Origin of the sequence: Arthrobacter sp. JUb115 (assembly GCF_004365035.1) — a bacterium.
In the GTDB taxonomy this organism is placed as follows: Bacteria; Actinomycetota; Actinomycetes; order Actinomycetales; family Micrococcaceae; genus Glutamicibacter.
On the sequence record NZ_SOBS01000010.1, the window covers coordinates 133,356 to 154,271 of the forward strand.

A 20,916-nucleotide genomic window follows, 5' to 3' on the forward strand; every position below is an offset into this window, starting at 1 on the left:
CGATCCACCCGAAAAAGAGCGAGCTATAGTAAGGCTTTGACCTCAGATAATGAAAGCCTGGCCCATGATTCAGCCACCCCATGTGGCTCAACTGCTCAGGATAAGTTCCCCAATGCATCTAAAGATGCGAAATGAATGCGAGTGTTTCAATTCGTCTTTAAATCCCCCAATTCAAGACAACGATATGCCGACATCCTACGCCGGCATTCGGCTTTGTGCCAGCAAATGGAAGGAAATAAATTTGGCTGAAAATGAAGCAATCGGTGCACTTCTTTGCCCATGGATTAAACGTGCTTGTCACCTGCCAAATTCACGATTCAGGCCCTAGCGGACAGCAATGAAGGTCGATGCTCTGCGACAGCGGCTTTGGCACCCCCGCTCGCCCGCGGCACCCGAAAGGCTTGGCAGAAACCGGTCTGGAACAATCCTGCCGACCCTGGGGCCAGTACAGAAGCAATGGCACTACGCCTCGGGAGCTCCACATCCACCGAAGAGCTCCGCGGCATCGAGCCCCGGAGACTGCCCCGCTTCACCCCGGGACGTCGAGAAGATTCACTACGACCTTCAACTACTAATTTGAGTACCCGGTCTGACCTGCAAAGTAAAAATAAATCTCAATCTGATAAAGGTTGCGTGTTTTCTCCGTTTGAGCTTGGTAGTTGCTGAACACTTTGGTAATCATTGAATGGTGAAAAGAGCAACCCTATGAGCCAACGACGCGCGTTCCGTCGCATATTCCTTCCCGCTGCATGGCTAGTTATCGGCGCCTTGATCGCCGTCAGCCTCGTGAAACTCGCGTTTGCCGGCGGCACTGCCAGCGCCGATGATGACCTGTTCCCCACCGGAGAGATCCCGGCAGAGACCATCTTTGCTGAGAAAGCCACGGTAGAGAACAAGCTGTCCATTCCCGGAACCATTAAGCTCACCGAATCGAAAGAGCTGAATGCGCCCGTGGACGGCGTTGTCAATTGGGCTTTCGTCAAGCCAGGCGACAATGTCTCCCTCGGCGATCGAATCTTCCAGGTCCGCGCCGAATCCCAGCCAGAGAGCGTTGAGGCCAACGACTCGGATAGTGAAGGTTCACAAGACGAGCAGCAACCGCAGGAAGCTGCGCCAGTGGTGAAGTACCACGACGTCTACGCAACGGCCACAGGCAAGGTCGGCGCTTTCCAGATCGAGGTTGGCGATGACGTCACCAAGGGCACAGGACTCGGCGCGATCCAGCCCCAAGAATTCTTGGCCGCCGGTTCGATCGATCCGCTGGACCGCTACCGGTTGCTCGATGAAAGCCTCGAAGCAACGATCACCATTGACGGCGGACCGGAGCCATTCACCTGCAAGGACCTGTCTGTCGGTGACAGCGCTTCGAAGAAAACCAGCGCCGGCTCCACAGACCAGGACATGGAATCGCAGATGGATCCAATGGCATCCGGAGAATCCACGGAGAGCTCTTCGGGCAGCGAGATTTCTTGTGCCGTACCTGCAGACATCGTGGTTTTCGACGGCCTGAGCATGAACATGGAAATTGATGCAGGCACCGCCGAGGACGTATTGACCGTACCGGTATCGGCTGTTCGCGGCCTGGTTGGCCAGGGTGCGGTGTGGCGGCTGGATGAAAACGGCAAGGAAATCCGCACCGAGGTAGAGCTTGGCGTGACCGACGGAAAGGTCATCGAGGTGATTTCAGGACTGAAGGATGAGACGGAAATTCTCCGCTTCGTCCCAGGATCCACCCCGGCACCTGAAGAAATGATGGATATGGAGTCCTACTCAGATGAGTGGTGAGCCATTGCTGAAGCTCGAGAATGTCACGCGCAGCGTCCTGCTGCCCGATGACAGCGAGCTGCATATCCTCAACGGGATTGATCTCACGGTGTCCGAAGGCGATCACATAGCCATTATCGGCCGTTCGGGTACGGGCAAGTCCACGCTGCTGAATATCCTTGGCCTGCTTGATCGGCCCACCAACGGCAGCCTGCTGTGGCGAGGCAAGGATGCGACCCGGCTGAGCGCCAAACAGGCGGCCCATGCACGCGGGCGCGACCTCGGTTTCGTTTTCCAGCAGTTCAACCTCCTGCCAGGACGCACTGCCCTGGAAAATGTCATGGCTCCACTGATGTACGCCGGTGGACGCGACTTCTGGAATCGGCGCAAGCTAGCAACCGAGTCCTTGGAGCGCGTGGGACTGGGCAAACGCTTGGATTCAATGCCCCAGACCCTCTCCGGTGGTGAGCAGCAACGTGTGGCCATCGCTCGCGCGCTGGTCCGCCGGCCACGAGTCGTACTGGCCGATGAGCCCACCGGTGCCTTGGATGTCACTACCGGACGTGCGGTGATGGATCTCTTGGATTCCGCCACGGTTGATTCCGGCGCTGCCCTGATCACCATCACGCACGACAGCAATGTTGCGGCCTTGGCCCGAGAACAGCTGCAGTTGGATGGCGGGCGGCTGCATCCGCTCAGTGAGGTGGCGGCAAGATGAAATCCTTAACTCGCTTAGGAACCGGTTTTGTTGCTGCGCTGCTGGAGGCATGGCAGGAACTGCGTATTCACAAGTTGCGCGTCTTGCTCTCCTTGGTTGGTGTCACCATTGCGGTGGCCTCGTTGACTACGGCATTGGCCGGAGCTGGCATGGCGCGTCAGATGATGACCGAAAGCCTTGAAAGCGAGGGTCGGCCAGCAATGATTGTTGTCTACGCCTACGACCCGAACTCGGATGCTGGTCCTGCGGGCAACGACCAAATCGATGAGGCCTTTCAAAAGACCAGTGACCGGTTCAAGGTCGAGTACACCACCATGATGGGACGCAGCTACGACCAGAAAGCTTCAGCCCAAGGGCTGAGCCTTGATGCCGAGATCATGGTGGTTGATCCCGACTACGCTCCAATGCACCGGTTAGTTGTTACTGACGGCCGCTGGCTGGAAGCCGAAGATGCACAGAATCTTGCCCCAGCGGCGGTGGTTGACCACACCTTCATCAAAGAATTGGGACTGGAAGGCCAGCGACTGCCTTTAACCGTGGATTTGATGAGCAATGGGAACACCGTCTCAGTTACGGTCATCGGAACCACCAAAGCATCTAGCTACGGCATGGGCGGCAAGCTGTGGATGCTGCCGGCCACCTATGAGCACTGGTTCGGCATGCAAGCTCCGCTCAATGAGGTCAGCTACAAGCTGTGGGTGCCCATCGAGGGATCCGAAGAGCTGGCCATGCACTTCGGCCAGCAAATGCAGGCAGAACTTCCTGGTCTCACTGTTGATGCGCACCGCGAAGATTATCTGATGTGGGGTGCTGATGAGAGCTTGAAGATGTTGACCATGGTGGTTGCCGGGATCGCAATCATCATCTTGCTGCTTGGTTCCCTGAGTCTGCTCAATGTTGCCATGGTGACCATGAAGCAGCGTATCCGCGAAGTGGGTATCCGACGCAGCTTCGGTGCAACAACCGGACGCGTATTCTTCTCGGTGATGATGGAAAGCGTCGTGGCCACGGCCGTAGCAGGTGGCATTGGCGTGCTCATCTCCGTTGCCTTGGTCTCCAACGAGAATCTGCTGAATATGGTGATGGCTACCGAGCTGGATCAAATGCCGGCATTCCCTATCGGTGCGGCCCTACTTGGCATGGGAGTTTCCATCGCCGTAGGCGCACTGACCGGTGTGCTTCCCGCGCTGGTGGCAGCCCGAGTCAAGATTGTGGATGCTATTCGCGTCTAATATGCAGATGCCGCTAAGGCGCTGGAACGGAATCATGACTTCCGTTCCAGCGCCTTCTGCGTACCCCTGGTGAGTCGGCTGATTAACTGCGGTAGCCGAGGACCGTTGAGAAAGCCTCCGTCGCCGAGGTCGCAAACCAAGAGGTTCTTCTCCAGCTCAGTGGCCGCGAACTGTGTTGAGCTGATCTGTTTATCCCTTGTTCACGGCAGGGAGGGATTCGTCGCTGCGCGATGCGCCTCCGGACGCGCGTTTTCTATCCTTCTTCCTCTTTCTACCCTCCGTCTTCATCCAAGCAATCAGCCCGATAGTAGTGACAGCAGCGATGCCGATCCAAATAGTTCCCCAAAGTGTGGATAACTGGATCCCCAGACCTCCGGTAACGGTGAAAATCAGTGTGGCCGGCAGGAATATAAACGCAAAAATATTCACTCGGTGACTGAACTTCTCACGCTTAACCGCCTCTTCGCGCAGTTGTTCGGCTCGTTCGCGATTCACCTGCTCTTCTTCGGCGCGCTGGTTGGCTTCCAGATAATCCATGATGGATTTCTGCTCGATCAGTGAATGCTTGATTCTTTCTTCCAGCATGCGCACGTTCTGCATGGCTTGCAGCACCCGAGTTGCAGATTCACGTCCGGGTATCTCCTGCAACCAGCGCTTGCCGTGGAACTCGATAAACCTTTTTTGAATGTCCTTGTATCGCTTAAGCGAAGCAGCGGAATCCTCAAGGTTTCCGGTTGCCGCTAGATTGGCCAGGTGTCCCGCGCGCTGGGTCAAGAATTCATCTTGCTGCATCGTCAAGACCGCCAAATCGACGAAGACTGAATGCGCTAAGGCCACCGTATGCCCAGTCTCTGCGATCCAGTGTTCAGGATCGCCATCCGGACGGGACTGGGCAACAATCCCCATCCCCCGATCACTGCACCAACCAATTGACGGGCCAAGGGAGACTTGGGCTTTACTAACTCCGAGGTCGGACCAGTCGCTCAAAGTTGGCTTAGGCGTGGCGGTTTGAGCAATGCTCAGTGCATGCGCCCAGCGCACTGCAGGGTTGTCCATCGCGCTCGGTCCGTGCCAGTGTTTTTGGCACTGAGGAATCTTGTCTTGCGGAATAAAAGTGGAGATCGTATAGATGTTCCCCCATGGATCCTGCTTGTCTTTTGATTGCAGAGCGCCGCCATTATTCAGTTCTACTGCCAAGCCTGCTGAACGCAAGGCGTTGTTTACACCCGCTCGCAAGTCCTTGCCATCGATGTTTGTGCCCGGCAGTAGCCCAGCACGAGTCGGCCGGTGCAGCGCAGAGGTCACCCAACCGGGGGTTTGCAATGCCTCTTTCGAAAGCTTCAGGTGCAAGGCGACGTATTCAGCGTTGCCGGCTCCTGTTTCCGCCTCACTACGAGAACGTGAAATTCCAGCGAGCTGAATGCCTGCGCCCGTGAGCTTGCTGATTTCCTGCTGCTTTTCGAATGCAAACGTGGGAGCACCCGATAGTGCTTGCTTCGCGTCGGCAGTCATGGCCAGGAAATGAGGTCCGACCGAAGTCTTGTCGAACCAGCTTTTTGATGCTTTATGCAGATTTCCCGCGTCGTTTTGGAGAAACTCAGAGGTTTCGCTTTGCAGATCTTTGCAGAACATCTTCCACGTGATATCCGCGGCATTCGACGGAACCCACCACAAGTTTCCATCAGGTTCCGTGATCGAAGATGCCGGAACTCTGGCGACCAACGCCACGGATCCCCACATCCAGCTATTTGCGTGGACCTCGGTAGGGTGCGACGGCAGGGTCGAATCAATCACGCCTGTGTTTTGACCTGAAGACATCTTTTTCCTTGCACTCTCATCTCAGCGAGTTTCGGATATTAGATACACTCCCCATAAATACAGGCTATCTACAATTACCCGGCATGCAGGAGGGAGCAACGGAATATTTCTCGTGAACAATCCATAACTCCACCTGCCCTCACCCTCAGTGAACTGGCCGATTTCCATGATCGGCCGAAAAGAGCCTGCCGTAGCTCGGCTTCGGTTCGCGAGCGTTCTTGCCCCTGGCAGCCACATAAGGAATCCGGCATCAGATCGACTGGCTAACCAGGATTCCAGCTATCGATTGTGTGCTGCAGTACATCCGCTCCGGCACCCCGTAATTGCGTATTCCGAAACATTCCCGCTCCCGGAGAATTCCGCGTGATCTTGCGGATTCCCAAGCCTTCACGGTAATCATTTCCAAAGATTTCCAAAGCCCGCTTGACACCGTTTGAGATTCGGCGCACACTGATCGTATACGATTTGATGTACGAGATGATGTTCGATGAAAGCAGGCCGATCAACGGTGAGCAATATTGTCCCAGTAACCGAAGAGACCTTCGCGCAGGCAGGCAAGATCCTGGCCGTACACCTTAGCTACTCCTCGCGTGCAGCGCAGCGCGGACGCACCCCGAAGTTCCCCAGCTACTTCATGAAGGCCACCAGCTCGCTGGCCGCCAGCGGTTCCACCGTGGAACGCCCAGCTGGCACCGAGCTGCTCGCCTTCGAGGGCGAGATCGCACTGATCATCGGCAAGACCGCTCGCCGCGTCTCGGTAGACGAAGCCTGGGGCTACGTCGGGCAGGTCACCGCATCGAACGACCTCGGCGTGCACGACATGAAGTACGCGGACAAGGGCTCGAACATCCGCTCCAAGTCCGGCGACGGCTACACCCCGGTGGGTCCCAACGCCCTGGATGCTGCCACCTTGGATCCTGCCAAGCTGCGCGTGCAGACCTGGGTCAACGGCAAGCTCGCCCAGGACGCCGACACCTCCGAGCTGCTCTTCTCCTTCGCAACCATCATCGCCGACCTGTCCCAGCAGATGACCCTGCAGCCAGGTGACATGATCCTCACCGGCACCCCGGCCGGCTCCACCGTCTTCTTCCCCGGCGACGTTGTCGAAGTCGAGGTCACCGACCTGGTCTCCGGCGCCACGACCGGCAAGCTGGAGACCACCGCCGTCGAGGGCACCGCGGCCTTCGCCGCTTTCGGCAACCAGCCAAAGGTCACCGACAAGGACAAGGAAGATGCCTACGGCGATCGCGAGACCGCCGGCATGGCCCCGATCATCACCGGCAAGGACGTGCTGACCGACAAGGTCCGTGAGCAGCTGGCTTCGGTGGCTACCGCCACCTTGTCCGCCACCTTGCGCAAGCGCGGCCTGAACAACGTGAACATCGAAGTCCCCGGTGCCACCAAGGGCATGCAGCGCGTGATCGGCACCGCCCGCACCCTGCGCTACATCCCCAACCGCGAGGACCTGTTCAAGGCCCACGGCGGCGGCTACAACATGCAGAAGCAGTCCATCGACTCGCTCAATGACGGCGAGATCCTGGTCATGGAAGCCCGCGGCGAGACCGGCTCGGCCACCCTGGGCGACATCCTGGCCCTGCGCTCCCAGCAGCTCGGCGCTGCCGGCATCATCTCCGATGGCGGCGTACGGGACCTGGATGCCGTGTCCAACCTGGAAATCCCGGTCTTCTACAACGGCGCCCACCCGGCGGTTCTCGGCCGCAAGCACGTGGCCTGGGACAAGGACATCACCGTGGCCTGCGGCGGCGTATCGGTGCAGCCAGGAGATGTGATCGTGGCCGACTCCGATGGCATCGTGGTCATCCCGCCAGCAATGGTGGCCGAGGTGGCCGCTGAAGCCGCGGTGACCGAATCCAATGACGAATTCATCTTCGCCATGGTCCAGCGCGGCCACGGCATCGAGGGCCTGTTCCCGATGAATGATGCGTGGAAGAGCAAGTACAACGCCTGGAAGGACGCAGGCAGCCCGGATCTGGACTCATGGTCGCTGTAATGACCGCCTCCAAGTCCGAAGCCGCCTACCAGCTGGTTTCCGAGCGCATCGTCAACGGGGCATACTCCCCCGGCTACCGGCTGGTGCTAGGCACCATTGCCGACGAGCTGGGCTGCTCCGTGGTTCCGGTGCGCGAGGCGATCCGCCGGCTGGAGGCCGAGGGCCTGGTGCACTTCACCCGCAACGTCGGGGCGACGGTGGCCCACGTGGATTCCACCCTGTACCTGCACACCATGCAGACCCTGATGGTCATCGAGCCGGCCGCTACCGCGCTGGCTGCCGATGCCATGGATGCCGCCTGGCTTGCCAAGGCACGGGCGCTGAACGAGAACATGCGCCAGTGCCTGGAGGATTTCGATCCGGTGGCCTTCACCCGGATGAATACCGAATTCCACCAGCTGCTCTACGGCCAGTGCCCCAATCCGCACATCCTGGACCTGGTCCAGCGCGGATGGCGCCGGCTGGCGGCCATGCGGGCCAGCAGCTTCACCCACATTCCCAACCGGGCTCGCGCCTCGGTTCAGGAGCATGAGGCGCTGCTGGATCTGATCGGCAACCATGCCACCCCGGCGCAGATCGAAGCCGCCTGCCGGGACCACCGCTCGAATACGCTCAACGCCTATTTGAAAGCGGCCGGCATGGCACCTAGCGCCATCTAGCCAGCAGCACCGAGAACTTTCATAGATTTGCCACAACCCATCCGGTGAAAACACCGGAACAGCACGAAAGGAACTGCCATGAGCAAGCACTTCGTACCGGAAAACCTTCCGACCCACCTGCAGCACTACATCAACGGCGAATTCGTTGACTCCATCGGCGGAGCAACCTTCGACGTGCAGGAACCGGTAAGCAACACCAACTACGCCACCGTGGCTTCGGCACAGCCCGAAGACGTGAACCTGGCAGTTGCCGCCGCCAACAAGGCCTTCAAGGAAGGCCCTTGGGCCAAGATGCTGCCACGCGAGCGTTCCCGCGTGCTGCACAAGATCGCTGACATCGTCGAATCCCGCGACGAAGAGCTCTCGCTGCTCGAGTCCTACGACTCCGGCCTGCCGATCACCCAGGCCAAGGGCCAGGCCCGCCGCGCCGCGGAGAACTTCCGCTTCTTCGCCGACCTGATCGTCGCGCAGGTGGATAACTCCTTCCGCGTCCCAGGACGCCAGATGAACTACGTGAACCGCAAGCCCATTGGCGTCGCCGCGCTGATCACCCCGTGGAACGTTCCATTCATGCAGGAATCCTGGAAGCTGGCTCCGGCCATCGCCACCGGCAACTCGGTGGTCCTCAAGCCTGCCAGCTACACCCCGCTCTCCGCTGGCCTGTGGCCAGAAATCTTCCGCGAAGCCGGCCTGCCAGAGGGCGTCTTCAACCTGATCTTCGGTTCCGGCGGCGTGGCCGGCGACTACCTGGTCAAGCACCCGGATGTGCCGCTGGTGTCCTTCACCGGCGACTCCTCCACCGGCGCCACCATCTCCACCGCGGCCGCGCCATTCTTCAAGGGCCTGTCCCTGGAACTCGGCGGCAAGTCCCCTGCAGTGGTCTTCGCCGACGCTGATCTGGAAGCGGCCCTGGACGCCACCGTGTTCGGCGTGTTCTCGCTGAACGGCGAGCGTTGCACCGCCGGTTCCCGCGTGCTGGTCCAGCGCGATATCTACGATGATTTCGTAGCCAAGTTCGCAGAACGCGCCAAGAACATCCGCGTTGGCCTGCCGAGTGACCCGAAGACCGAAGTCGGTGCACTGGTGCACCCTAACCACTTCGAGAAGGTCATGGGCTACATCGAGATCGGCAAGACCGAAGGCCGCTTGCTGGCCGGCGGCGGCCGCGCCGAAGGCTTCGAAGAGGGCAACTACGTTGCTCCGACCGTCTTCGCCGATGTTGCCCCGGATGCGCAGATCTTCCAGGACGAGATCTTCGGCCCGGTTGTTGCCATCACCCCGTTCGACACCGACGAGGAAGCACTGGAACTGGCCAACAACACCAAGTACGGCCTGGCAGCCTACGTGTGGACTTCCAACCTGAAGCGCGCGCACAACTTCGCGCACCAGATCGATTCGGGCATGGTGTGGCTGAACTCCAACAACGTCCGCGACCTGCGCACCCCATTCGGCGGCGTGAAGGCTTCGGGGCTGGGCCGCGAAGGCGGCTACCGCTCGGTGGACTTCTACACCACCCAGCAGTCCATCCAGATCACCCTGAACGAAGCGCACTCCCCTAAGTTCGGCGTCTAGGAAGCACGCGCTTCCCGCCCCTAGTTTTTCTTGCTTGCAAAGGAGCAAATCATGAGCAAAGAGATCGCAAACCCGATCCCAACCCCTTCGGTTCCAGCACCGGATATCCTGCGCTGCGCCTACGCTGAACTGGTCGTCACCGATCTGGAGCGCTCGCGCAAGTTCTACGTGGACGTACTGGGCCTGCACGTGTCCTACGAAGACGAGAACCAGATCTACCTGCGTTCCTTCGAGGAATTCATCCACCACAACCTGGTGCTGACCAAGGGCCCGGTGGCAGCACTGAAGGCCATGGCTTTCCGTGTGCGCAGCGCCGAAGAGGTCGACAAGGCCGAGGCCTACTACAAGGAACTGGGCTGCCGCACCGAGCGCCGCAAGGAAGGCTTCGTCAAGGGCATCGGCGATGCACTGCGCGTCGAGGATCCATTGGGCTTCCCGTACGAGTTCTTCTTCGAGACCACACACGTCGAGCGCCTGCACATGCGCTACGACCTGTATTCGGCTGGCGAACTGGTCCGCCTGGACCACTTCAACCAGGTCACCCCGGACGTGCCACGCGGCCGCGCCTACCTCGAGGACCTGGGCTTCCGCGTCACCGAGGACATCCAGGATGATGAAGGTACCACCTACGCAGCCTGGATGCACCGCAAGGGCACCGTGCACGACACCGCACTGACCGGCGGCAACGGCCCGCGCCTGCACCACGTGGCCTTCTCCACCCACGAGAAGCACAACATCATCCAGATCTGCGACAAGATGGGCGCACTGCGCATCTCGGACCGCATCGAGCGCGGCCCCGGCCGCCACGGCGTCTCCAACGCGTTCTACCTGTACATCCTGGATCCAGATGACCACCGCATCGAGATCTACACCCAGGATTACTACACCGGCGATCCGGACAATCCGACCATCACCTGGAACGTGCACGACAACCAGCGCCGCGACTGGTGGGGCAACCCGGTTGTCCCATCGTGGTACACCGAAGCTTCCAAGGTCCTGGATTTGGATGGCAACGTGCAGGAAGTCATCGAGCGCACCGATGACTCCGAGCTGGAAGTCACCATTGGCGCCGACGGCTTCTCCTTCACCCGTGATGGCGACGAGGACGGCTCGTACCATGGCCAGGCTTCCAAGGGCTTCAAGCTGGGCAACCAGCTCTAAGCCAGGCAAGCTCTTCTAGACCCAGAGCTTGGCAGCTTCCCTGAGCTGCAACACAAGAATCCCGGGGCATCAGCGAATTTTTTCGCCGATGCCCTGGGATTCTGCTTTTGCTGGCCGCGCTAATTCCTAGTCCATCGGCGAGACCCTGATCAGGTTGCCATCTGGATCCGCGGCAACAAAGGTCCTGCCAAAGACTTCGTCGTAAGGTTCTTTCACAATGCGCACTCCCTTGGCGGACCATTGGCGGCAAGTTGCGTCAACGTCACCGCCGGAGCCGGGGACCATCAAACCCACCTCGCTGGTGCGCGGGGTTTCCGGGACCGCATCTTCATTCTTGCCGGACCACACAGCGAAGCTCACCTGCTCGCTGAGGGCGAATGCCACATAGCGCGGCGAGACGAAGACGGGATCCATATCGAACAAATCGCCATAGAATTCGGCAGCTTTCCGGGCATCTTTGACATAAACGAGGAACAGGTTCGGGCGGGGCATCGGGGACTCCTGGGATCAATGAATTAGTGGACATTAGCAGTCCACCAGAAAATCACGACAGAACATGTCTTCTTTTCTGGGATACTTGAAGGTCATGAAAGCTTCCAGGCTGTTGCACCTGCTCTTGCTGTTGCAGACTCGTCAGCGCATCAGCTCCTCGGAACTGTCCCAGACGCTGGAGGTCTCGCGACGGACCATCCTGCGCGATGTCGAAGCGCTGTCCATGGCTGGCGTCCCTGTCTACGCCGAGCGCGGGCGCCACGGAGGAATCGCCTTGCTGCCGGGCTCCCGATTGAATCTGGCCCATCTGGAGCCGCCGGAGCTGGAAGCCTTGTCCGTGGCGGGGCTCGATGAACGGCATTTGGAACTTCTGGGCTTGCGGGACGCACATGCTACGGCGGCGCGCAAGGTCGCGCTGAAGCAGGACGCAGCTCCAGCGGCCCATCCCCGGGCTACGTTGGCCGATATTGTCATGGTGGATAGTTCTGCCTGGCTGTCGGGCCGGAGGCTGCTGGTCGATATCGCGGATCTGGCAACCGCGTTGCGGCTTCGGCGCCAGCTGCGCATCAAGTATCGGCGCAGTACCGAGGCGCACCCAGCGTTCCTGCTCGTGGATCCCTATGGACTCGTGGCCAAGTCCGGTCGCTGGTATCTCGTCGCCGAACAGCAAGGTGAGCAGCGGCTGTTCTCGTTGGAGCGGCTCTACTCATTCGAAATCCTGCAGGCGCCGGCAAACTTGCAGGTCGATGCCACCCTGCGCACGGTGTGGCTCTCGCTCAAGGAACGCACAGAGGCACCCGGGGACGTGATGATCACGGCCCGCCTGCGTGCAACTCGACTGGATTTGGCCCGGCGAATCTTGGGCGAGCGTCTCCGGGACGTGGACGCAGCCGAAGGAGGGTGGTACCCGATCACTATCGTGTTCCGGCAAATCCAAGACGTGCGCCAACTGCTCCAATTTGCCGACCATATCCACGTAACTGGTCCCCCAGCGGCACGTGACATGATTCGCGCGCTGGCCACCGATCTGGTTTCGCGCCATCAGGATCCATCCGCCGCACCGGTGCCCCGAGAGCCGGATCGTTCGTGATCGTCGCGAGCGCGCAAAGGCCGGCAATCGCTGCGGTTGCCGGCCTTGTGCTTCCTGCGCTGCTTCACCAGTGGCGGGGTCAGCGCACCGCCCGGAAACGGAAGGCGGAGCCCAGCGCCGCGATGCTCACGATGGCCAGCACCGCCAGGTAGTAGCCCGGGGCAATCGGCTGGCCAGTGGCCTCGATCAGGAAGGCGCAAATCATCGGGGTGAATCCGCCGAAAATCGCCACAGAGGTGTTGTAGCTGAAGGACAGGCCCGTGGCCCGCGAGGAATCGCTGAAGACATCAGCCATCACCGACGGCAGCGCACCGAAGTACAAAGCCTTGAGCAATCCCAGGATGACCATTACGACCGCGAGGACCAGGAAGGTCTTGCCCGCAATCAACCAGAGGAACAGCGGGATGGTGAGCAGCATGATCGCCAGGGCGGCGGGAATCATGATGCGCAATCGTCCGAAGCGGTCCGAAAGGTGGCCCACCACTGGCGTGGCGAAGGTCAAGATCGCCCCGGAGATAATCAGCGAGGAAAAGGAAACGGTAGGGCTCATGCCCAATTGGCTGATGCCGAAAGTCGGCATGTACTGCAGCACGAAGTTCAGCGCTGTCGAAATAGCCAGCGCTCCGCCGGCGATGAACACCGAGGCCTTGTTCGAGCGGAACAGCTCGCGCACCGGGGCATGCACCGCGTTCTTGGCGCTGTGCCGATCCCCCGGGGCCGCTTCGGGCAGCGGCGCTTCATCGACGTGGCGACGGATCCACCAGCCGGCAGGGCCCACCAGCAGACCGATGAAGAACGGTATGCGCCAGGCCCAGTCGTTCATCTGCTCCGTCGTGAAGATACTGGTCAAAGCGACCACCGTGATGGCAGCCATCATCGCGCCCAGGCCTTGGCTTGCGAACTGGAAGCTGCCCAGGAATCCCTTGCGCCCCTTGTCCTGCGCCAAGAGGTACGAGGTGGCGGCACCGAACTCGCCACCGGCGGAGAAGCCCTGGATGAGCCGCCCCAGGATGAGCCCCAGCGGAGCGAAGATGCCGATGGTGTCGTAGCCCGGCAGCAGTGCAATGATCGCCGTACCCACTACCATCAGCCTGATAGTGAGGATCAACCCCTTTTTCAAGCCCTTGCGGTCCGCATAGGATCCGAGTACAAGTCCACCTAGAGGGCGGATCAGGTAGGAGATACCGAAGACCGCAAAAGCCTGGATGACCTCTACTGCCGGATTTTCCGAGGGGAAGAAGTTGTGGCCGATATAGATTGCCAACAGCGCATAGATGGCCATGTCGTACCACTCCAGCGCATTGCCAATGGTGGCTGCGGCGATACCGCGAGCGGTGGACTGGCGTCGGGCCGGCGCTGTCTGGTCTTTAACTGGTAATTGCTGATTTTCCATGCTGGAGTCCTAGATCTTCTCGCTGCTAGCCGCTACCGTGCGCGGCAAGGTCGTGTTCGTTGCCAGGTCATGGAAGAGCCCGCACATCATTTTCAGTCCTTGGCGCAGCACCGGCTCCAGGGCGTGCTCGTTGGGCCCGTGCTGCTGGCACCCCGGATAGGAATGCGGGACCCACAAGGTCGGCAGGCCAAGCGTCGATTCGAAGACCGCATTGGGCAGCGAACCGCCGATATTGGGCAAGACCACCGCGGGCACGCCGGTGCTCCGCTGGATGGACTCGCTGGCCCAGCGCACCCAAGGGTTGTCGGGGTTGGTCCTGCTGGCCGGGAAGCACTGTCCCATGGCCAGCTGCACCATCGGGTAGCCGGCCTCGTCCAGTGCCCGCCGGATCGCCGCTTCCAGCCCCGCCAGATCCGTTCCAACGACGAAGCGCAGTTGCAGGACCGCCCGGGCCTCACCCGGGATGGCATTGACCGGCCGGGCGACGTCGGCCGATTGCAGGGCGATCACCTCCAGGGTGTTCCAGGCGTAGAGCCGTTCTGCCGCGCTCAGCCTGGTGTCGCCCCAGCCGTCGGCCAATTGCGGGTCCTGCGCTCCTCCGCCCACCTGCACCGATTGGAGCGCTTGGCGCACCGAGTCGGGCAGTTCGTCGGGAAGCAGCCCTGGTACTTGGATACGCCCATGCCCATCGACCAGTGCACCGATCGCGCCAGCCAGCGTGGTTGCGGGGTTGCGCAGCAGGCCGCCCCAATTCCCTGAATGATAGCCGCCCGCGCGCAGCGGAATGCTGAGTTCGAAGGTCGCCCCACCCCGTGCGCCAAGGAATATCGTGGGTTCCTGGGCTGACAATCTGGGGCCGTCCGAGGCGATGAAGAGATCTGCGGCGAGTTCTTCGCGGTGCGCCGCGGCGTATTCATCCAGCTGCGGGGACCCGATTTCCTCGCCGGCTTCGAACAGGAAGACCGCGTTGAATCCCAATTCGCCGCGCTGGGCCAGCAGCATCTCGAAGGCCTTGAGGTTCACCAGGTGCTGGCCCTTGTTATCCGCCGCGCCGCGTCCGTACCAGCGCTCGCCTTGGGCATCCAGCACGAAAGGATCGCGCCCCTGCTCCCATTGCCCCGCTTGGCCGTCAACCACATCGGCATGCCCGTAGCACAGCACCGTAGTGTAATCCCGATGTTCTGTGCGAACCGCGCGCAGGAAAGAATTGCCCGATCCCCGCCAGTCCAGATCAAGCCGCACAGTAAAGCCCATGCCTTCGAGCCTCGATCGTAAGTTCTTATCCAGATATGAGTTCGTTGCAACCCTCTGGCTGGGGTCGGTGCTGACCGTCGGGCAGGCAACCAGCTCGGACAAGTCCTCGAACAGCTCCCCCGAGTCGACATACTTGTCCGCAGCTACTAGCAAATCTTCTCTATTCGGCATGATTTCTCCCCGCTCCGCGTGTTGTACTGTAGATCACATTAGGAGATGGGCGCGACGGGAACCAGTGCCGTTTCGTGCATCAGGTTTGAGTTCAATGCAAAATGCTGATCGAACGGGAACAAGAGAATGCAAACATTGCCAACGGCGCTGCGCTACTTCCATGAGGTGGCTAGCACGGGATCTATTTCCGATGCCGCCGAATCGCAACATGTTTCCGCGTCGGCGATCAGCCGGCAGATCAGCCAGCTCGAACGCCACGTCGGCGCGGCAATTTTCCGCCGCCATGCCCGCGGCATGGAATTGACCGATGCCGGGGTGCTGCTGCTGGCCCATACCCGCCGCATGCTCTCCGAAGGCGAGCAACTGGCTCAGGATCTGAGCGAGCTCTCCTCGGGGGCTTCACGAGTCATCGAGGTGGCCAGCTCGGAAGGACTTGCTGCCTCGGTGACTCCTCGCGCCGTCTCCGCGTTCTGCAAGGAACATCCCGAGGTGACGGTTCACCTGAGCGTCTTGCCCTCGGCCGAGGCCACCAGGCAGGTTATCGAAGGCACTGCGGATCTCGCGACGATCTTTGCCCTGGGCCCGCAGCGCCATGTAACCGTCGAGCATTCCTGCCCAGCTCCGGCTTATGCCGTGGTTTGCGCCGACCACCCCCTGGCTGAGCGGACGCAGCTGTCGCTGGCCGAGCTCTGCGAGTACCCGATGTCCATGCCGGCCAAGGGCATCACCCAGCGCGAGCTTTTTGACATCGCCACCTCCATGGCCGGACTCACGCCGAAGATCGCGCTAACTACCGATCACATCAATCCGGCCATGGAGTTTGCGCGTTCCGGCGCGGGGGTGACCTTGCTCAGCCGCTTCGCTCGTCGCGATGGGCTGAGCCAAGGGCTGAGGTTCATCCCGATTGACCATCCGGCTCTGGCCGAACGCAGCGCACAGATCCTCACCATGCCGCGACGCCGGCAACCAGCCTTGGTCAGTGCGCTGATCCAGCAGATCACGGCCCTGATGCAGGAATACTGATCCGGGAAGAAGACGGCCTCGCCGCAGGGGCCGGCATGGGATTCTACTGGCCGAACAGCGGCCTCAGCTAATGGGTGGCGGTGCGGCACGGAGGCAGTCGCATGTACCGTGATGGCCCCTCCGAGGGATCGCTGATTGCCGGAGGCTTCGCTCGTCGGGTGCACCCGGGATTCGAACGGCGAGTATTTGCGCAGGCGGAGCCGAGCGAGCGCCGGAAGCGTTCGGAGCAGTCGTGGTTGACGGCGCTCTTCCTGATCGTGATGACGTGCTTTCCTAGGTGCCTTTCGAGCAACTGTCGGCCCAATTGATGGAGGGGCTTCCGTGCCGGAACACAAGCCGGGGGCAGTGACCCGCGAGCTCGTATCATTGCCGGCAGGCAGCTCAGCGCTGGACACGGTGGCACGGACTCCCACCTGCCATTCAGCGCGTTCACCCCCGGGCTGTGCCCCGTTCCCGCACAGCCTTGCGCCAGCCGTCAACGATATCCCAGCCAATGCCGGCCGCGATTCCGCACCCGAGCAGCACGGCGAGAATGCGGAAGATGCCGCCATTGCCAGCGGCCTGCGCGTTGCCGGCGGCGAACCCGTCGCCTCCGGCAACCGCAACGAACGAGAGGAACTCCGGGTTGACGAGCTCGCCGCGCAGCAGCAGGATCAGCGCCCAGGCCGCGAAGGCCAAGGCGAGCACGGTGTTCAGCACCGCCATGGCAGTTGTCCAACGACGCAGGCGGAACAGCGCGACGGCGAAGACGGCCTCGAGGATGATCAGTGCGAACAGGACGCCGATCCACCACGGCCACAGCCCCGGGCTGAGGATCGGGATCGGTTCACCGCCTGTGGGGAAGAATCCTCGGACCAGGTCCCACACCACCGCGCCGGCGGCGATGCCCAGGAATACCAGTGACGCGGTCAACTCGCTGCGGCCCGCGCCATCCTCGGGAATTTCCGGCAGCTGGTCGACATCCCACTTCACGCCAGTGTCCGCGCCAGTGCGCTCGAGCACGACGAACACGAGCGTGGTCCAGAAGCCCACGTGCACGATGACCTGCAGCCCGACGGAAAGCGACTGGACGATGCTTTCGCCCACGTCCTGTCCAGAGACCAGCAAACCCAGCGCCATTGCCCCTGCCACGCAGAGCGGCACGATCCACAGCAGCAGTTTCAGCAGGCGCCACCAAGCCAGGTAGTACTTCGGCCCGATCAGGTGCAGCGGCCGGTCTGCGTAGCCGGCGGCGAGGATGCCGGGGTCGCCGAGTTCGGCCAGGACGCGGCGTTCTGCCTCCTGCGCGGCTTCGCCTTGGGCTACGCGCGCCTCGATGGCGTCGGCAATGGAGGCTTCGAGCTCGGCGCGGATGTCGTTCCGCGTGCCGGGCTCGAGGCTGCGGATCGTGGCCGAGATGTAGCGTTCGGTCAATGTGGCAGTCATGTCAGTGCTCCTCTTCGGTGAGCGAGGCGATCGCCGTTGCCAGTGATCGCCATTCCGTGGTCAACGTGTCGGCAAGACGGATACCGTCAGGCGAGGTTCGGTAGAACTTGCGTGGCCTGGCCTCCTCGGTGTTCCACTCGCTGGTGAGGTAACCCTGCTTCTCCAGACGCCGCAGCAGCGGATACAAGGTGTTGGCATCGGTGGAGAAACCGTGGTCGTCGAGCTGCTCCAGCAGGCTGTAGCCGTATCCTGCACTGCGCAGCAGCTGCAGGCAAGCGAGCACAACGGTGCCGCGTCGCAGCTCTTGCAGTTGGGTGTCGAACTCTTCCATGCCGCTCACATTACCGTGCGCCACACACTATCGTCAATCACACATTACTGTCACAAGATGAGAACAGGTGTTCAATGCTATTCGTTGCAGAACTGGGGGCTGCAGCCGGAAGTGAGCGGTGGCGCTGAGGCGGGACAAGCAAACCAGCAAGTAACGCATCGCGTAGCGGCAGGACTGGCGGCTGGACTGGAGTGCCAAGATCCGTTGAATTCCAGCGCAGCCTGCTCCCCGCTGCGCGCTCAAGGCCTTATGCGGCGACGAGATCAACAGCCTCGGCTTCCCCGAGCCCGGCAGCATGGTCCATAGTCGGCAGTGGCCTCGCTTTTCCCGCGCACCGCCCATCGCCTTTTGCTAACTGTGAACTTTCCGCAACGGGCCAACCTCCGGCCACGGAGGCCTTCCGCGCACTGCGCGCGGGAGAATAGCAAAAGCCAGCGGCCGGCAGCACCTCGAGCCGCCCGGACATTGAAGAAAACGGCTCCGGCGGAAAAGGGCCAGCCTCGCCCGGCAGCAATTGGCTGAACGGCTTTGCGGCTACCTGCCGTCCCTGAGCAGGGCCACGTCGGAGACCATTTCTATATGCTCGCCCATCGCGGCGGCGGCACCCGTGGCATCGCCGCGGCGAATCGCATCGGCGATTTTCAGGTGCGACTCCAGCGAACGCTCCGGGCGTCCTGGCTGCCCCAACGATTCGATGCGGGTTTCGAGCACCATCTCGGCGATAAACGTCATGAGTTTTTGCAAAACCGCTGATTTGGCTGCAGCGGTGATTGCCTCGTGGAAAAGCTCATCACCGCGCTCGCCGCGGCCGCCCTCGCCAATTTCCGCGGCCATCACCTCCAGCGCGTGATCGATTTTGCGCAGGTCCGCCTCGGTGCGGCGTGCGGCAGCCAGCGCGGCCAGCTTGACCTCCAAGGTACTGCGCGCCTCGACGATATCCGGCAACCGGTTCTTGTGCTCGCGCAGTTCGCGCAGCACCGTGGCGACGCTCGGACGGTGCACGAGCACCGCGCCGGTTCCATGCTGCACGTCGATGACCCCGAGTACTTCCAGCGCCACCAGGGCCTGGGCCAGGGTCGCTCGCGAGACGCCGAGCTGTTCTGCCAGCTCGCGCTCGGCCGGCAGATGGTCGCCGGGCCCCAACTGCTCTGCTTCGACGAAAGCCAGGATCTGCTGCATCAACTGCTCATAGAGCCGAGGACGCTGCACCTTCGCGAACGCCCTGGCCTTCTTGGCTTCAGCCACAACCACTCCCCACCTGAAAATGTGTTCTTCCTCAAACTTACACCGAAAATTACCTTGACAAGACACCGAGAGTCTAGGAGGCTAGGCCAGTGAGCCAGTGACACCCGTCACAGCAAAACCATTCAGTGCAAAGCCTCCCGAAAAGGATTACCCATGTCTGTCGCACTCGTCTCCATCATCGTCTTGGCGGTGATGTTCATAATTGCCACGATGTTCCCGATCAACATGGGAGCCCTGGCCTTCGTTGGAGCCTTCCTGCTCGGCACGATATTCCTCGGCATGGATGCCAAGGACATTCTCGCCAGCTTCCCCGGAGGACTGTTCTTGACCCTGGTCGGGGTCACCTACCTCTTCGCCATAGCCCAGAACAATGGCACCATCGACATCCTGGTTGACCGGGCGGTGAAACTTGTCGACAACCGGATCTCGCTGATCCCCTGGGTCATGTTCGCCATCACCGCAGCCATTACCGCCATCGGCGCCCTGGGCCCGGCAGCGGTGGCGATCATCGCCCCGATCGGCCTGCGCTTCGCGCAGAAATACGAGATCAACCCGCTCATGATGGGCATGCTGATCGTGCACGGCGCGCAAGCCGGCGGCTTCTCCCCGATCGCCGTCTACGGCGTGATCGTCAATGGGCTGGTCCAGGAAGCCGGATTCGCCTTCAGCCCCACCGCCCTGTTCCTCACCAGCTTCGCCTTCAACCTGGTGATCGCCATCGTGCTGTTCCTGGTCCTGGGCGGGCGCAAACTGGCAGGCCAGCGGGCCAGCGCCATCGCCGAACGCGTTGCCGAGGCCCGCCTGTCGGTCTCCGTGGGCTCGCAGGCAGCCGATGTCGATTTCAAGGGCAGCGGCTCGGGAACCTACGGTCCCCGCGATCCTGCCGGCGACGGCGCCGCGCCGCATGCCCCGGGCCAGCGCTTCGGCCAGGCAATGACCATCCTCGGCCTGGTCGCCTTGGCCGTGATCGCCCTGGGCTTCAAGGTAGACGTCGGCTTCGTTTCGATCACCATCGCGGTCGTCCTGGCCTTGGTCAACCCCGCTGCCCAGAAGGGGGCGGTCAACAAGATCAGCTGGTCCACCGTCCTGCTCATCTGCGGCATGCTCACTTTCGTCGGAGTCCTGGAGGAAGCCGGCACCATCGAATACGCTTCGAACGCCGTGGCGACCCTGGGAGCACCGTTGCTTGCCGGCTTGCTCATCTGCTACATCGGCGCCGTTGTCTCGGCTTTCGCATCATCCACTGCCATCCTGGCCGCGCTCATCCCGCTGGCGATCCCGTTCCTGGGCTCGGGCTCGATCAGCGCTACCGGATTGATCTGCGCGCTGGCCATCGCCTCGACCATCGTGGATGTCTCGCCCTTCTCCACCAACGGCGCCCTGGTCCTTGCCAACGCCCCGGAAGGCACCGACAAGGACCGCTTCTACAAGCAGGTCCTGGGCTACGGCGGCATCATCGTCCTGGCCGGCCCCGTTCTGGCCTGGGCGCTGCTGGTCTTGCCCGGCTGGCTGTAGGCACCAGCGGAACCGGCCAATCTTCACATCCCTAGGAGGAAT

The 20,916-nt window shown here is 61.4% G+C and carries 17 protein-coding genes; 10 read left to right on the forward strand and 7 right to left on the reverse strand.

Annotation, left to right across the window (positions count from 1 at the left end; genetic code table 11):
* Positions 1 to 705 precede the first annotated feature (705 nt).
* Genes EDF61_RS15750 through EDF61_RS15760 form a run of 3 tightly spaced genes read left to right on the forward strand, consistent with a single transcriptional unit; the run spans position 706 to position 3,714 of the window.
* A complete protein-coding gene (locus EDF61_RS15750; RefSeq protein ID WP_133834725.1) occupies positions 706 to 1,785 on the forward strand; it encodes an efflux RND transporter periplasmic adaptor subunit in 1,080 nt (359 codons plus the stop codon).
* Positions 1,775 to 2,482, forward strand: coding sequence for an ABC transporter ATP-binding protein (locus EDF61_RS15755; RefSeq protein WP_133834726.1), 708 nt, complete (start codon positions 1,775 to 1,777; stop codon positions 2,480 to 2,482). Before EDF61_RS15750 ends, EDF61_RS15755 begins: the two co-directional genes overlap by 11 nt.
* A complete protein-coding gene (locus tag EDF61_RS15760; RefSeq protein ID WP_133834727.1) occupies positions 2,479 to 3,714 on the forward strand; it encodes an ABC transporter permease in 1,236 nt (411 codons plus the stop codon). Before EDF61_RS15755 ends, EDF61_RS15760 begins: the two co-directional genes overlap by 4 nt.
* A 189-nt stretch (positions 3,715 to 3,903) precedes the next feature.
* Here the strand turns inward: EDF61_RS15760 and EDF61_RS15765 are convergent, their stop codons facing one another.
* Positions 3,904 to 5,532 carry a magnesium transporter CorA family protein gene (locus EDF61_RS15765; RefSeq protein WP_133834728.1) on the reverse strand — a complete coding sequence of 543 codons (1,629 nt, stop codon included), beginning with the start codon at positions 5,530 to 5,532 and terminating at the stop codon, positions 3,904 to 3,906.
* Between the two features lie 487 nt (positions 5,533 to 6,019).
* Here EDF61_RS15765 and EDF61_RS15770 point away from each other — a divergent pair, with 487 nt between their 5' ends.
* The 4 genes from EDF61_RS15770 to hpaD all read left to right on the forward strand — a co-directional run bounded on the left by EDF61_RS15770 (position 6,020) and on the right by hpaD (position 10,935).
* Entirely contained in the window at positions 6,020 to 7,543 is a 1,524-nt protein-coding gene (locus EDF61_RS15770) for a fumarylacetoacetate hydrolase family protein (protein WP_166650849.1), read from the forward strand.
* Positions 7,543 to 8,202: a GntR family transcriptional regulator gene (locus EDF61_RS15775; RefSeq protein WP_105658033.1), complete on the forward strand. Its 660-nt coding sequence runs from the start codon at positions 7,543 to 7,545 to the stop codon at positions 8,200 to 8,202. The genes EDF61_RS15770 and EDF61_RS15775 overlap by 1 nt, the downstream gene beginning before the upstream one ends.
* Positions 8,203 to 8,280: 78 nt before the next feature.
* Positions 8,281 to 9,774 carry a 5-carboxymethyl-2-hydroxymuconate semialdehyde dehydrogenase gene (gene hpaE / locus EDF61_RS15780; RefSeq protein WP_105661074.1) on the forward strand — a complete coding sequence of 498 codons (1,494 nt, stop codon included), beginning with the start codon at positions 8,281 to 8,283 and terminating at the stop codon, positions 9,772 to 9,774.
* 63 nt (positions 9,775 to 9,837) lie between these two features.
* Entirely contained in the window at positions 9,838 to 10,935 is a 1,098-nt protein-coding gene (hpaD, locus tag EDF61_RS15785) for a 3,4-dihydroxyphenylacetate 2,3-dioxygenase (protein ID WP_133834742.1), read from the forward strand.
* Positions 10,936 to 11,061: 126 nt separating this feature from the next.
* Here the strand turns inward: hpaD and EDF61_RS15790 are convergent, their stop codons facing one another.
* Positions 11,062 to 11,427: a VOC family protein gene (locus tag EDF61_RS15790; protein WP_133834730.1), complete on the reverse strand. Its 366-nt coding sequence runs from the start codon at positions 11,425 to 11,427 to the stop codon at positions 11,062 to 11,064.
* A gap of 94 nt (positions 11,428 to 11,521) precedes the next feature.
* Here EDF61_RS15790 and EDF61_RS15795 point away from each other — a divergent pair, with 94 nt between their 5' ends.
* Entirely contained in the window at positions 11,522 to 12,517 is a 996-nt protein-coding gene (locus EDF61_RS15795) for a helix-turn-helix transcriptional regulator (protein ID WP_133834731.1), read from the forward strand.
* Positions 12,518 to 12,596: 79 nt separating this feature from the next.
* Here the strand turns inward: EDF61_RS15795 and EDF61_RS15800 are convergent, their stop codons facing one another.
* Positions 12,597 to 13,910, reverse strand: coding sequence for an MFS transporter (locus tag EDF61_RS15800; RefSeq protein ID WP_105658029.1), 1,314 nt, complete (start codon positions 13,908 to 13,910; stop codon positions 12,597 to 12,599).
* Between the two features lie 9 nt (positions 13,911 to 13,919).
* Positions 13,920 to 15,335, reverse strand: coding sequence for a M20 family metallopeptidase (locus EDF61_RS15805; RefSeq protein ID WP_105658028.1), 1,416 nt, complete (start codon positions 15,333 to 15,335; stop codon positions 13,920 to 13,922).
* A 126-nt stretch (positions 15,336 to 15,461) separates the two neighbouring features.
* On the opposite strand from EDF61_RS15805, the gene EDF61_RS15810 reads away from it, so the two are divergent.
* A complete protein-coding gene (locus tag EDF61_RS15810; RefSeq protein ID WP_105658027.1) occupies positions 15,462 to 16,358 on the forward strand; it encodes a LysR family transcriptional regulator in 897 nt (298 codons plus the stop codon).
* Positions 16,359 to 16,787: 429 nt separating this feature from the next.
* Here EDF61_RS15810 and EDF61_RS15815 read toward each other — a convergent pair whose 3' ends face one another.
* The 3 genes from EDF61_RS15815 to EDF61_RS15825 all read right to left on the reverse strand — a co-directional run bounded on the left by EDF61_RS15815 (position 16,788) and on the right by EDF61_RS15825 (position 19,359).
* Positions 16,788 to 17,783, reverse strand: a complete 996-nt coding sequence (locus tag EDF61_RS15815; RefSeq protein WP_133834732.1) for a permease prefix domain 1-containing protein — start codon at positions 17,781 to 17,783, stop codon at positions 16,788 to 16,790.
* A gap of 1 nt (position 17,784) precedes the next feature.
* Positions 17,785 to 18,114: a PadR family transcriptional regulator gene (locus tag EDF61_RS15820; RefSeq protein WP_105658025.1), complete on the reverse strand. Its 330-nt coding sequence runs from the start codon at positions 18,112 to 18,114 to the stop codon at positions 17,785 to 17,787.
* A 534-nt stretch (positions 18,115 to 18,648) separates the two neighbouring features.
* A complete protein-coding gene (locus EDF61_RS15825) occupies positions 18,649 to 19,359 on the reverse strand; it encodes a FadR/GntR family transcriptional regulator (RefSeq protein WP_286172292.1) in 711 nt (236 codons plus the stop codon).
* Between the two features lie 153 nt (positions 19,360 to 19,512).
* On the opposite strand from EDF61_RS15825, the gene EDF61_RS15830 reads away from it, so the two are divergent.
* A complete protein-coding gene (locus EDF61_RS15830) occupies positions 19,513 to 20,874 on the forward strand; it encodes an SLC13 family permease (RefSeq protein ID WP_133834733.1) in 1,362 nt (453 codons plus the stop codon).
* The last annotated feature ends 42 nt before the right edge of the window (positions 20,875 to 20,916 follow it).